This is a genomic window from Escherichia sp. E3659 (assembly GCF_005781135.1).
Lineage (GTDB): Bacteria > Pseudomonadota > Gammaproteobacteria > Enterobacterales > Enterobacteriaceae > Escherichia.
Genome location: NZ_VATQ01000015.1, coordinates 86798 through 100841, shown reverse-complemented (window position 1 = coordinate 100841; position 14044 = coordinate 86798). Strand labels below are relative to the sequence as shown.

General features: G+C 52.6%; 8 protein-coding genes. 6 read left to right on the top strand and 2 right to left on the bottom strand.

Annotated features, from left to right (window positions below):
• The first annotated feature begins 378 nt into the window (after positions 1-378).
• The 4 genes from pdhR (at position 379) to lpdA (ending at position 7623) form a co-directional block, all read left to right on the top strand.
• Positions 379-1143 carry a pyruvate dehydrogenase complex transcriptional repressor PdhR gene (pdhR, locus tag FEK47_RS12545; RefSeq protein WP_000331776.1) on the top strand — a complete coding sequence of 255 codons (765 nt, stop codon included), beginning with the start codon at positions 379-381 and terminating at the stop codon, positions 1141-1143.
• A gap of 160 nt (positions 1144-1303) precedes the next feature.
• Positions 1304-3967 (top strand): pyruvate dehydrogenase (acetyl-transferring), homodimeric type, encoded by a 2664-nt coding sequence (gene aceE, locus FEK47_RS12540; protein ID WP_000003822.1) that lies wholly within the window; start codon positions 1304-1306, stop codon positions 3965-3967.
• Positions 3968-3981: 14 nt separating this feature from the next.
• The gene (aceF, locus tag FEK47_RS12535) at positions 3982-5874 is read left to right on the top strand and encodes a pyruvate dehydrogenase complex dihydrolipoyllysine-residue acetyltransferase (protein WP_135486665.1); all 1893 of its coding nucleotides are present in this window, start codon (positions 3982-3984) and stop codon (positions 5872-5874) included.
• 324 nt (positions 5875-6198) lie between these two features.
• A complete protein-coding gene (gene lpdA / locus FEK47_RS12530) occupies positions 6199-7623 on the top strand; it encodes a dihydrolipoyl dehydrogenase (protein WP_130205068.1) in 1425 nt (474 codons plus the stop codon).
• A 241-nt stretch (positions 7624-7864) separates the two neighbouring features.
• Here lpdA and FEK47_RS12525 read toward each other — a convergent pair whose 3' ends face one another.
• The gene (locus FEK47_RS12525; protein WP_138183200.1) at positions 7865-9718 is read right to left on the bottom strand and encodes a DUF3300 domain-containing protein; all 1854 of its coding nucleotides are present in this window, start codon (positions 9716-9718) and stop codon (positions 7865-7867) included.
• 354 nt (positions 9719-10072) lie between these two features.
• Between FEK47_RS12525 and acnB the strand changes: the two genes are divergently transcribed.
• Positions 10073-12670, top strand: a complete 2598-nt coding sequence (gene acnB / locus FEK47_RS12520; protein WP_130221621.1) for a bifunctional aconitate hydratase 2/2-methylisocitrate dehydratase — start codon at positions 10073-10075, stop codon at positions 12668-12670.
• Between the two features lie 174 nt (positions 12671-12844).
• Entirely contained in the window at positions 12845-13207 is a 363-nt protein-coding gene (yacL, locus tag FEK47_RS12515) for a protein YacL (protein WP_000384304.1), read from the top strand.
• 37 nt (positions 13208-13244) lie between these two features.
• On the opposite strand, the gene speD is transcribed toward yacL, so the two are convergent.
• The gene (gene speD, locus FEK47_RS12510; RefSeq protein WP_135486664.1) at positions 13245-14039 is read right to left on the bottom strand and encodes an adenosylmethionine decarboxylase; all 795 of its coding nucleotides are present in this window, start codon (positions 14037-14039) and stop codon (positions 13245-13247) included.
• Positions 14040-14044: the final 5 nt, after the last annotated feature.

Here is a 14044-nt window from a genome sequence, read left to right as displayed (position 1 = left end):
GCTTTATGCATGGTTGAAGATGAGTTGCTTAAAAAGGAACCGTTTGTAAAGATCAGCCTCAAATCCGCTCAATATATAAAATGAATATAAATTCATTATTTTTGAATTAAAAACCGATAAATTGGTAAGTGAATCGGTTCAACTCGGATTTTTATAGTTTAATAATCGTTAAAAAATCCCTTTCTTACGTAAAGTCTACATTTGTGCATAGTTACAACTTTGAAACGTTATATATGTCAAGTTGTTAAAATGTGCACAGTTTCATGATTTCAATCAAAACCTGTATGGACATAAGGTGAATACTTTGTTACTTTAGCGTCACAGACATGAAATTGGTAAGACCAATTGACTTCGGCAAGTGGCTTAAGACAGGAACTCATGGCCTACAGCAAAATCCGCCAACCAAAACTCTCCGATGTGATTGAGCAGCAACTGGAGTTTTTGATCCTCGAAGGCACTCTCCGCCCGGGCGAAAAACTCCCACCGGAACGCGAACTGGCAAAACAGTTCGATGTATCCCGTCCCTCATTGCGTGAGGCGATTCAACGTCTCGAAGCGAAGGGCTTGTTGCTTCGTCGCCAGGGTGGCGGCACGTTTGTTCAGAGCAGCCTCTGGCAAAGCTTCAGCGATCCGCTGGTGGAGCTGCTCTCCGACCATCCTGAATCACAGTATGACTTGCTCGAAACACGACACGCCCTGGAAGGTATCGCCGCTTATTACGCCGCGCTGCGTAGTACCGATGAAGACAAGGAACGCATCCGTGAACTCCACCACGCCATAGAACTGGCGCAGCAGTCTGGCGATCTGGACGCGGAATCAAACGCCGTACTCCAGTATCAGATTGCCGTCACCGAAGCGGCCCACAATGTGGTTTTGCTTCATCTGCTAAGGTGTATGGAGCCGATGTTGGCCCAGAATGTCCGTCAGAACTTCGAATTGCTCTATTCGCGTCGCGAGATGCTGCCGCTGGTGAGTAGTCACCGCACCCGCATATTCGAAGCGATTATGGCCGGTAAGCCGGAAGAAGCGCGCGAAGCATCGCATCGCCATCTGGCCTTTATCGAAGAAATTTTGCTCGACAGAAGCCGTGAAGAGAGTCGCCGTGAGCGTTCTCTGCGCCGTCTGGAGCAACGAAAGAATTAGTGATTTTTCTGGTAAAAATTATCCAGAAGATGTTGTAAATCAAGCGCATATAAAAGCGCGGCAACTAAACGTAGAACCTGTCTTATTGAGCTTTCCGGCGAGAGTTCAATGGGACAGGTTCCAGAAAACTCAACGTTATTAGATAGATAAGGAATAACCCATGTCAGAACGTTTCCCAAATGACGTGGATCCGATCGAAACTCGCGACTGGCTCCAGGCGATCGAATCGGTCATCCGTGAAGAAGGTGTTGAGCGTGCTCAGTATCTGATCGACCAACTGCTTGCTGAAGCCCGCAAAGGCGGTGTCAACGTAGCCGCAGGCACCGGTATCAGCAACTACATCAACACCATCCCCGTTGAAGAACAACCGGAGTATCCGGGTAATCTGGAACTGGAACGCCGTATTCGTTCAGCTATCCGCTGGAACGCCATCATGACGGTTCTGCGTGCGTCGAAAAAAGACCTCGAACTGGGCGGCCACATGGCGTCCTTCCAGTCTTCCGCAACCATTTATGATGTGTGCTTTAACCACTTCTTCCGTGCACGCAACGAGCAGGATGGCGGCGACCTGGTTTACTTCCAGGGCCACATCTCCCCGGGCGTTTACGCACGTGCTTTCCTGGAAGGTCGTCTGACTCAGGAGCAGCTGGATAACTTCCGTCAGGAAGTTCACGGCAATGGCCTCTCTTCCTATCCGCACCCGAAACTGATGCCGGAATTCTGGCAGTTCCCGACCGTATCTATGGGTCTGGGTCCGATTGGTGCTATTTACCAGGCTAAATTCCTGAAATATCTGGAACACCGTGGCCTGAAAGATACCTCTAAACAGACCGTTTACGCGTTCCTCGGCGACGGTGAAATGGACGAACCGGAATCCAAAGGTGCGATCACCATCGCTACCCGTGAAAAACTGGATAACCTGGTCTTCGTTATCAACTGTAACCTGCAGCGTCTTGACGGCCCGGTCACCGGTAACGGCAAGATCATCAACGAACTGGAAGGCATCTTCGAAGGTGCTGGCTGGAACGTGATCAAAGTGATGTGGGGTAGCCGTTGGGATGAACTGCTGCGTAAAGATACCAGCGGTAAACTGATCCAGCTGATGAACGAAACCGTTGACGGCGACTACCAGACCTTCAAATCGAAAGATGGTGCGTACGTTCGTGAACACTTCTTCGGTAAATATCCTGAAACCGCAGCACTGGTTGCTGACTGGACTGATGAGCAGATCTGGGCACTGAACCGTGGTGGTCACGATCCGAAGAAAATCTACGCTGCATTCAAGAAAGCGCAGGAAACCAAAGGCAAAGCGACAGTAATCCTTGCTCATACCATTAAAGGTTACGGCATGGGCGACGCGGCTGAAGGTAAAAACATCGCGCACCAGGTTAAGAAAATGAATATGGACGGCGTGCGTCACATCCGCGACCGTTTCAATGTGCCGGTGTCTGATGCAGATATCGAAAAACTGCCGTACATCACCTTCCCGGAAGGTTCTGAAGAGCATACCTATCTGCACGCTCAGCGTCAGAAACTGCACGGTTATCTGCCAAGCCGTCAGCCGAACTTCACCGAGAAGCTTGAGCTGCCGAGCCTGCAAGACTTCGGCGCGCTGCTGGAAGAGCAGAGCAAAGAGATCTCTACCACTATCGCTTTCGTTCGTGCCCTGAACGTGATGCTGAAGAACAAGTCGATCAAAGATCGTCTGGTACCGATCATCGCCGACGAAGCGCGTACTTTCGGTATGGAAGGTCTGTTCCGTCAGATTGGTATTTACAGCCCGAACGGTCAGCAGTACACCCCGCAGGACCGCGAGCAGGTTGCTTACTATAAAGAAGACGAGAAAGGTCAGATTCTGCAGGAAGGGATCAACGAGCTGGGCGCAGGTTGTTCCTGGCTGGCAGCGGCGACCTCTTACAGCACCAACAATCTGCCGATGATTCCGTTCTACATCTATTACTCGATGTTCGGCTTCCAGCGTATCGGCGATCTGTGCTGGGCGGCTGGCGACCAGCAAGCGCGTGGCTTCCTGATCGGCGGTACTTCCGGTCGTACCACCCTGAACGGTGAAGGTCTGCAGCACGAAGATGGTCACAGCCATATTCAGTCGCTGACTATCCCGAACTGTATCTCTTACGACCCGGCTTACGCTTACGAAGTTGCTGTCATCATGCATGACGGTCTGGAGCGTATGTACGGTGAAAAACAAGAGAACGTTTACTACTACATCACTACGCTGAACGAAAACTACCACATGCCGGCAATGCCGGAAGGTGCTGAGGAAGGTATCCGTAAAGGTATCTACAAACTCGAAACCATTGAAGGTAGCAAAGGTAAAGTTCAGTTGCTGGGCTCCGGTTCTATCCTGCGTCACGTCCGTGAAGCGGCAGAGATCCTGGCGAAAGAGTACGGCGTAGGTTCTGACGTTTATAGCGTGACTTCCTTCACCGAACTGGCGCGTGATGGTCAGGATTGTGAACGCTGGAACATGCTGCATCCGCTGGAAACTCCGCGCGTTCCATACATCGCTCAGGTGATGAACGACGCTCCGGCAGTGGCATCTACCGACTATATGAAACTGTTCGCTGAGCAGGTCCGTACTTACGTACCGGCTGACGACTACCGCGTACTGGGTACTGATGGCTTCGGTCGTTCCGACAGCCGTGAGAACCTGCGTCACCACTTCGAAGTTGATGCTTCCTACGTGGTTGTAGCGGCGCTGGGCGAACTGGCTAAACGTGGCGAAATCGATAAGAAAGTGGTTGCTGACGCAATCGCCAAATTCAACATCGATGCAGATAAAGTTAACCCGCGTCTGGCGTAAGAGGTAAAAGAATAATGGCTATCGAAATCAAAGTACCGGACATCGGGGCTGATGAAGTTGAAATCACCGAGATCCTGGTCAAAGTGGGCGACAAAGTTGAAGCCGAACAGTCGCTGATCACCGTAGAAGGCGACAAAGCCTCTATGGAAGTTCCGTCTCCGCAGGCGGGTATCGTTAAAGAGATCAAAGTCTCTGTTGGCGATAAAACCCAGACCGGCGCACTGATTATGATTTTCGATTCCGCCGACGGTGCAGCAGACGCTGCACCTGCTCAGGCAGAAGAGAAGAAAGAAGCAGCTCCGGCAGCAGCACCAGCGGCTGCCGCGGCAAAAGACGTTAACGTTCCGGATATCGGCAGCGACGAAGTTGAAGTGACCGAAATCCTGGTGAAAGTTGGCGATAAAGTTGAAGCTGAACAGTCGCTGATCACCGTAGAAGGCGATAAAGCTTCTATGGAAGTTCCGGCTCCGTTTGCAGGCACCGTGAAAGAAATCAAAGTGAACGTGGGTGACAAAGTGTCTACTGGCTCGCTGATTATGGTCTTCGAAGTTGCGGGTGAAGCAGGCGCGGCAGCTCCGGCGGCTAAACAGGAAGCGGCTCCGGCAGCGGCCCCTGCACCTGCAGCTGGCGTGAAAGAAGTTAACGTTCCGGATATCGGCGGTGACGAAGTTGAAGTGACCGAAGTGATGGTGAAAGTGGGCGACAAAGTTGCCGCTGAACAGTCACTGATCACCGTAGAAGGTGACAAAGCTTCTATGGAAGTTCCGGCTCCGTTTGCAGGCGTCGTGAAGGAACTGAAAGTCAACGTTGGCGATAAAGTGAAAACTGGTTCGCTGATTATGATCTTCGAAGTTGAAGGCGCAGCGCCTGCGGCAGCTCCTGCAAAACAGGAAGCGGCAGCGCCGGCTCCGGCAGCAAAAGCTGAAGCTCCGGCAGCAGCTTCGGCAGCAAAAGCGGAAGGCAAATCTGAATTTGCTGAAAACGACGCTTACGTTCACGCGACTCCGCTGATCCGCCGTCTGGCACGCGAGTTTGGCGTTAACCTGGCGAAAGTGAAGGGCACTGGCCGTAAAGGTCGTATCCTGCGCGAAGATGTTCAGGCTTACGTGAAAGAAGCTATCAAACGTGCAGAAGCGGCTCCGGCAGCGACTGGCGGCGGTATCCCAGGCATGCTGCCGTGGCCGAAGGTGGACTTCAGCAAGTTTGGTGAAATCGAAGAAGTGGAACTGGGCCGCATTCAGAAAATCTCTGGTGCTAACCTGAGCCGTAACTGGGTGATGATCCCGCACGTTACCCACTTCGACAAAACTGATATCACCGAGCTGGAAGCGTTCCGTAAACAGCAGAACGAAGAAGCAGCGAAACGTAAGCTGGATGTGAAGATAACCCCAGTTGTCTTCATCATGAAAGCCGTTGCTGCAGCTCTTGAGCAGATGCCTCGCTTCAACAGTTCGCTGTCGGAAGACGGTCAGCGTCTGACCCTGAAGAAGTACATCAACATCGGTGTGGCGGTGGATACCCCGAACGGTCTGGTTGTTCCGGTATTCAAAGACGTCAACAAGAAAGGCATCATCGAGCTGTCTCGCGAGCTGATGACTATTTCTAAGAAAGCGCGTGACGGTAAGCTGACTGCGGGCGAAATGCAGGGCGGTTGCTTCACCATCTCCAGCATCGGCGGCCTGGGTACTACCCACTTCGCGCCGATTGTGAACGCGCCGGAAGTGGCTATCCTCGGCGTTTCCAAGTCCGCGATGGAGCCGGTGTGGAATGGTAAAGAGTTCGTGCCGCGTCTGATGCTGCCGATTTCTCTTTCCTTCGACCACCGTGTGATCGACGGTGCTGATGGTGCCCGTTTCATTACCATCATTAACAACACGCTGTCTGACATTCGCCGTCTGGTGATGTAAATAAAAGAGCCGGCCCAACGGCCGGCTTTTTTCTGGTAATCTCATGAATGTATTGAGATTATTAGCCAATAGACAAATCGGTTGCCGTTTGTTGTTTAAAAATTGTTAACAATTTTGTAAAATACCGACGGATAGAACGACCCGGTGGTGGTTAGGGTATTACTTCACATACCCTATGGATTTCTGGGTGCAGCAAGGTAGCAAGCGCCAGAATCCCCAGGAGCTTACATAAGTAAGTGACTGGGGTGAGGGCGTGAAGCTAACGCCGCTGCGGCCTGAAAGACGACGGGTATGACCGCCGGAGATAAATATATAGAGGTCATGATGAGTACTGAAATCAAAACTCAGGTCGTGGTACTTGGGGCAGGCCCCGCAGGTTACTCTGCTGCCTTCCGTTGCGCTGATTTAGGTCTGGAAACCGTAATCGTAGAACGTTACAACACCCTCGGCGGTGTTTGCCTGAACGTCGGCTGTATCCCTTCTAAAGCACTGCTGCACGTAGCAAAAGTTATCGAAGAAGCCAAAGCTCTGGCTGAACACGGTATCGTCTTCGGCGAACCGAAAACCGATATCGACAAGATTCGTACCTGGAAAGAGAAAGTGATCAATCAGCTGACCGGTGGTCTGGCTGGTATGGCGAAAGGCCGCAAAGTCAAAGTGGTCAACGGTCTGGGTAAATTCACCGGGGCGAACACCCTGGAAGTTGAAGGTGAGAACGGTAAAACCGTGATCAACTTCGACAACGCGATCATTGCAGCGGGTTCTCGTCCGATCCAACTGCCGTTTATTCCGCATGAAGATCCGCGTATCTGGGACTCCACTGACGCGCTGGAACTGAAAGAAGTACCAGAACGCCTGCTGGTAATGGGTGGCGGTATCATCGGTCTGGAAATGGGTACCGTATACCACGCGTTGGGTTCACAGATTGACGTGGTTGAAATGTTCGACCAGGTTATCCCGGCAGCGGACAAAGACATCGTTAAAGTCTTCACCAAGCGTATCAGCAAGAAATTCAACCTGATGCTGGAAACCAAAGTTACCGCCGTTGAAGCGAAAGAAGACGGTATTTATGTGACGATGGAAGGCAAAAAAGCACCAGCTGAACCGCAGCGTTACGACGCCGTGCTGGTAGCGATTGGTCGTGTGCCGAACGGTAAAAACCTCGACGCAGGCAAAGCTGGCGTGGAAGTGGACGACCGTGGTTTCATCCGCGTTGACAAACAGCTGCGTACCAACGTGCCGCACATCTTTGCTATCGGCGATATCGTCGGTCAGCCGATGCTGGCACACAAAGGTGTTCACGAAGGTCACGTTGCCGCTGAAGTTATCGCAGGTCAAAAACACTACTTCGATCCGAAAGTTATCCCGTCCATCGCCTATACCGAACCAGAAGTTGCATGGGTAGGTCTGACTGAGAAAGAAGCGAAAGAGAAAGGCATCAGCTACGAAACCGCCACCTTCCCGTGGGCTGCTTCTGGTCGTGCGATCGCTTCCGACTGCGCAGACGGTATGACCAAGCTGATTTTCGACAAAGAATCTCACCGTGTGATCGGTGGTGCGATTGTCGGTACCAACGGCGGCGAGCTGCTGGGTGAAATCGGTCTGGCGATCGAAATGGGTTGTGACGCTGAAGACATCGCGCTGACCATCCACGCGCACCCGACTCTGCACGAGTCTGTGGGCCTGGCAGCAGAAGTGTTCGAAGGTAGCATCACCGACCTGCCGAACCCGAAAGCGAAGAAGAAGTAATTCTTCTTGTGCCGGAACATCCGGTAAATTAAGAAGCGGCTGACCAGGCCGCTTCAGATTGTTGATAAAGTGCTCGTTGTTGATGCCGGATGCGGCGTGAACGCCTTATTCGACCTACAAAATCATGCAAATTCAATACATTGCAGGAGCCATGTAGGCCGATAAACTTGCGCATCGGGCAATTCGATGTTTGTCATCAGCCTTAAGCGGCTAACTACGCCGCTTTTTTTATGCCTGCAATTTACCTTTCCAGTCTCCTTGCTCCACGCTCAGACAACCGTTCGCGTACCGCTGACCGTTGCTCATTATTCAATCGGGCAGTATGGTTATTGTCGTTCAGACGTTGCGGGCGGCTCTCCTGAATTTTCTCCCGCGCAACCTGACGCTGCTCAGGCGAGGCAGACTGGATACGCTGACGTGCTGCATCTCTTTGCTGTTGATTCTGCGGGCTAGTCTGCATTTTCTCACGGGCCGCCTGGCGCTGCTCAGGAGAGGCAGACTGGATACGCTGACGCGCTGCCTCTCTTCGCTGCTGGTTCTGCGGGTTAGTCTGCATTTTCTCGCGAGCCGCCTGGCGCTGTTCAGGCGAGGCAGATTGATAACGCTGACGCGCCGCCTCTTTTCGCTGCTGGTTGTGTGAGTTAGTCTGCATTTTCTCGCGGGCCGCCTGGCGCTGCTCAGGCGAGGCAGACTGATAACGCTGGCGAGCGGCGTCCTTTTGCTGCTGGGTCAGTGGTTGGTGGCGGCTGAACTCGCGGAAGTCGTCATAATTGCCATAGTGTTCCGCTTCATTAAACCGCTGTGCCGCAGCCTGACGCTGGGTATCTCGCGTAGTGACTGGTGCCGCGTGTGTTCGTTGCTGAAACTGGCTTGCTGCCGCCTGGCGCTGGCTGTCGCGCGTTGGGGCCGGTAATTGTGTGGCACTCATGCCGCCTTTAACATCGGTTTGGTGAAACCGTTTTGCCATATCCTGATCATGATAAGGCACACCATCGCGGTAATTCGGATTGTGCCGCCATGCCATATTCTTGTCAGTAAGATGCTCACCAGTAATGCGGTTGAAATTGTTGACGTCGATATTGATGTTGTCGCCGTTGTGTTGCCAGCCATTACCGTCACGATGACCGCCATCGTGGTGATTATAATCATCATCGTCATGATGATGATGGTCATGATCGTCGTCATCCCAGTCTATGCTGCTGAATAGTGCGTACGTGGTAGCAACGCCCATGCTGTAGCCAAATCCGCGCACGAAGCTGTCAACAAACGGTTCCCCGGCTGGCGGCGGCAGGTAAACCGGCGGGTAAGCGGTATTGGCCCAACTGCCGTAAACCACGGTTGGGTTGTAGTTGGGAATATAAACTACATCCGGATTGGCGGGCTCAATGGTTATTACGGTCGGCGCAGGTTCTGCGACGACGGGGCTGGACGTAGAAACGGTATTTGATTGTGTGACAGGGGCGCTGGCGGGCTGATTTGCCGGTACGACTTTTTTCGTTGTCGTGATGACCTTTTGTTCAGTTGATGACTTCAGTGACCCGGTTTGTTGCGCCAGTTGCCGCAAACGTTGTACCGAGTCCATCACATCCTGCGGCTGCGCCAGAAATGCGTCGCCAAGATTTTGCACCCATTGCGGGTTTTCCCCCATCAACGCCATCAATTGCGGAAAAGCCACCAGCGATTTAACGCTGGCATCCCACGGCTGGTCGGATACTGCCTGAATAGCGGCATCACCTTGCTTGAGCGGGTTGTCGTGCGACCACTGCACGGCCTGGGCGACATTTGCCGGATAGGTCGATGCCATCAGCACCTGCGAAAGCAGGGCGTCGGGATATAGCGCGACGGGCGCGACCCATTGATCGATTTGTGCAGTGCTGAATGTAGATTTTACGACGGCAGGCGTTACGGGGGGCGCGGAAACCGTTGCAGGAAACGTAACTGCGGTGATGTCAGGCGCAGTCTGTTGTGTCGATTGCGGTTCCATAGGCGTTTCCACTGTGCGGCTTTTTATATATAGCCCGGCAGAGGCGGCACAAAGCCCGGCACTGCAAATTAGCGCCAGCACATGGGGTTTAAACGGCAAAGTCATTTTCATAATTCGGATCTCAAGGAAATCGCAATGGTCGGCGAACTGCCACCCGCAGGTGCTGTAAATCTGAGTATAAAGAGGCGGTAGTTTAAATTTTGACTAATCTTGGGATTCGTTGAGAAAGGTGATTATCACTATGCGAATTAACGAAGTTTTTACGGAGGGAAACAATCTCTAGACCATCCTTAACGATTCAGCCACTTTTTTATGTTGCTTTTTTGTAAACAGATTAACACATCGTCAAAATCCTGCTATTCTGCCCGTTGCGGTACTGGGCATTTACCCTACAAACTGCTGTCTCACAGGAGCGTGAAGAGAATCGCCTGCCGCACTATGACAATGAGAGCGAGGAGAACCGTCGTGCTAGAAGAATACCGTAAGCACGTAGCTGAGCGTGCCGCTGAGGGGATTGCGCCCAAACCCCTGGATGCAAACCAAATGGCCGCGCTTGTAGAGCTGCTGAAAAACCCGCCCGCGGGCGAAGAAGAATTCCTGTTAGATCTGTTAACCAACCGTGTTCCCCCTGGCGTCGATGAAGCCGCCTATGTCAAAGCAGGCTTCCTGGCTGCTGTCGCCAAAGGCGAAGCCAAATCCCCTCTGCTGACTCCGGAAAAAGCCATCGAACTGCTGGGTACCATGCAGGGTGGTTACAACATTCATCCGCTGATCGACGCGCTGGATGATGCCAAACTGGCACCGATCGCTGCCAAAGCACTGTCCCACACGCTGCTGATGTTCGATAACTTCTATGACGTAGAAGAGAAAGCCAAAGCAGGCAACGAATATGCGAAGCAGGTAATGCAGTCCTGGGCGGATGCCGAATGGTTCCTGAATCGCCCGGCGCTGGCTGAAAAACTGACCGTTACCGTCTTCAAAGTCACTGGCGAAACCAACACCGATGACCTTTCTCCGGCACCGGATGCGTGGTCGCGCCCGGATATCCCATTGCACGCGCTGGCGATGCTGAAAAACGCCCGTGAAGGTATTGAGCCAGATCAGCCAGGCGTTGTTGGTCCGATCAAGCAAATCGAAGCTCTGCAACAGAAAGGTTTCCCGCTGGCGTACGTCGGTGACGTTGTGGGTACGGGGTCATCGCGTAAATCCGCCACCAACTCCGTTCTGTGGTTTATGGGTGATGATATTCCACATGTGCCGAACAAACGCGGCGGTGGTCTGTGCCTCGGCGGTAAAATTGCACCAATCTTCTTTAACACGATGGAAGACGCAGGTGCACTGCCAATCGAAGTGGACGTCTCTAACCTGAACATGGGCGACGTGATTGACGTTTACCCGTACAAAGGCGAAGTGCGTAACCACGAAACCAACGAGCTGCTGGCAACCTTCGAACTGAAAACCGACGTGCTGATTGATGAAGTGCGTGCCGGTGGTCGTATTCCGCTGATTATCGGTCGTGGCCTGACCACCAAAGCGCGTGAAGCACTTGGTCTGCCGCAGAGCGATGTGTTCCGTCAGGCGAAAGATGTGGCGGAAAGTGACCGTGGCTTCTCGCTGGCGCAGAAAATGGTAGGTCGTGCCTGTGGCGTGAAAGGCATTCGTCCGGGCGCGTATTGCGAACCGAAAATGACTTCTGTAGGTTCCCAGGACACCACCGGTCCAATGACCCGTGATGAACTGAAAGACCTGGCGTGCCTGGGCTTCTCGGCTGACCTGGTGATGCAGTCTTTCTGTCACACAGCTGCGTATCCGAAGCCAGTTGACGTGAACACGCACCACACGCTGCCGGACTTCATTATGAACCGTGGTGGTGTGTCGCTGCGTCCGGGTGACGGCGTAATCCACTCCTGGCTGAACCGTATGCTGCTGCCGGATACCGTGGGTACGGGTGGTGACTCCCATACCCGTTTCCCTATCGGTATCTCTTTCCCGGCGGGTTCTGGTCTGGTGGCGTTTGCTGCTGCCACTGGCGTAATGCCGCTGGATATGCCGGAATCCGTTCTGGTGCGCTTCAAAGGTAAGATGCAGCCAGGCATTACCCTGCGCGATCTGGTACACGCCATTCCGCTGTATGCAATCAAACAAGGTCTGCTGACCGTTGAGAAGAAAGGCAAGAAAAACATCTTCTCTGGCCGCATTCTGGAAATTGAAGGTCTGCCAGATCTGAAAGTTGAGCAGGCCTTTGAGCTTACCGATGCGTCTGCCGAGCGTTCTGCCGCTGGTTGTACCATCAAGCTGAACAAAGAGCCGATCATCGAATACCTGAACTCCAACATCGTCCTGCTGAAGTGGATGATCGCGGAAGGTTATGGCGATCGTCGTACTCTCGAACGTCGTATTCAGGGCATGGAAAAATGGCTGGCGAATCCTGAGCTGCTGGAAGCCGATGCAGATGCGGAATACGCGGCAGTGATCGACATCGATCTGGCTGATATCAAAGAGCCAATCCTCTGTGCACCGAACGATCCGGACGACGCGCGTCCGCTGTCTGCGGTACAGGGCGAGAAGATCGACGAAGTGTTTATCGGTTCTTGCATGACTAACATCGGTCACTTCCGTGCTGCGGGTAAACTGCTGGATGCGCACAAAGGTCAGTTGCCGACCCGCCTGTGGGTGGCACCGCCAACCCGTATGGACGCCGCGCAGTTGACCGAAGAAGGCTATTACAGCGTCTTCGGTAAGAGCGGTGCGCGTATCGAGATCCCGGGCTGTTCCCTGTGTATGGGTAACCAGGCGCGTGTGGCAGACGGTGCGACGGTGGTTTCCACCTCTACCCGTAACTTCCCGAACCGTCTGGGTACTGGTGCGAACGTCTTCCTGGCTTCTGCGGAACTGGCTGCTGTTGCGGCGCTGATTGGCAAACTGCCGACGCCGGAAGAGTACCAGACCTACGTTGCGCAGGTGGATAAAACTGCCGTTGATACTTACCGTTATCTGAACTTCAACCAGCTTTCTCAGTACACCGAAAAAGCCGATGGGGTGATTTTCCAGACTGCGGTTTAATAAGTAAGCGCACGCGCTGCGCATAAACGACACAATGCCCGGTGAATGAGATTCCCGGGCATTTTTTATTTCTAAACCATCGCCGTTCCGCTGTTTTTCTCCGGTAAGGCTGCGATAATTACATCAATGGCGCAATGCGATTTCGGCGCATTGCCGGGAGCAGAGGAACACACTATGGATTACGAATTTCTGCGCGATATTACCGGAGTGGTAAAGGTGCGCATGTCCATGGGGCATGAAGTGGTCGGGCACTGGTTTAATGAAGAGGTGAAAGAAAACCTGGCCTTGCTTGATGAAGTGGAAGACGCCGCGCGCACGCTCAAAGGTAGCGAACGTTCCTGGCAGCGGGCAGGGCATGAGTACACGCTATGGATGGACGGCGAAGAGGTGATGGTTCGCGCCAATCAACTGGAATTCGCTGGCGATGAAATGGAAGAGGGGATGAACTACTACGACGAAGAGAGCTTGTCGCTGTGCGGCGTTGAGGATTTTCTTCAGGTGGTGGCGGCGTACCGTAATTTCGTGCAGCAGAAGTAAGTAAATCAGGCGGAGCCTCCGTGCTCCGCCTGAGCCGTTAAACGGCTGGCATATTGCGCCCGTAATAAATCTCGCGCATTTCTTTCCACAGCGCAGCGGTAATTTCTTTGCGCTCGCTGTCGGTTAAATCTTCCGGTTTGGTGTGGAACATGTAGTGCTTAAGGTCGAACTCTTTAAGCAACATCTTGGTATGGAAGATATTTTCCTGATAGACGTTTACATCCACCATGTCATACAGCGCCTTCATATCGTCAGACATAAAGTTCTGAATCGAATTAATCTCATGGTCGATAAAGTGCTTCATACCGTTAATGTCGCGGGTAAAACCGCGCACGCGATAATCAATGGTTACGATATCGGACTCAAGCTGGTGGATCAGGTAATTCAGCGCCTTCAGCGGAGAAATCACGCCGCAGGTAGAGACTTCAATATCGGCGCGGAAGGTACATAAACCGCCTTCAGGATGACTTTCCGGGTAGGTATGTACGCAAATATGACTTTTATCGAGATGGGCAACGACCGTTTCTGGCAGTGGGCCGGGGTGTTCTGTTTTGTCGATAAGTTTCGGGTCGACCGGTTCTTCGCTCACCAGAATAGTGACGCTGGCACCCTGTGGTTCGTAATCCTGGCGGGCGATGTTAAGAATATTGGCCCCGATAATGGAACAGGTTTCTGACAGGATTTCGGTCAGACGGTTGGCATTATAGAGTTCATCGATATAAGCAATATAACCGTCGCGCTCTTCAGCAGTTTTGGCGTAGCAGATATCGTAAATACAAAAACTCAGACTTTTGGTCAGATTATTAAAGCCATGCAGTTTCAGTTTTTTCAATTTCT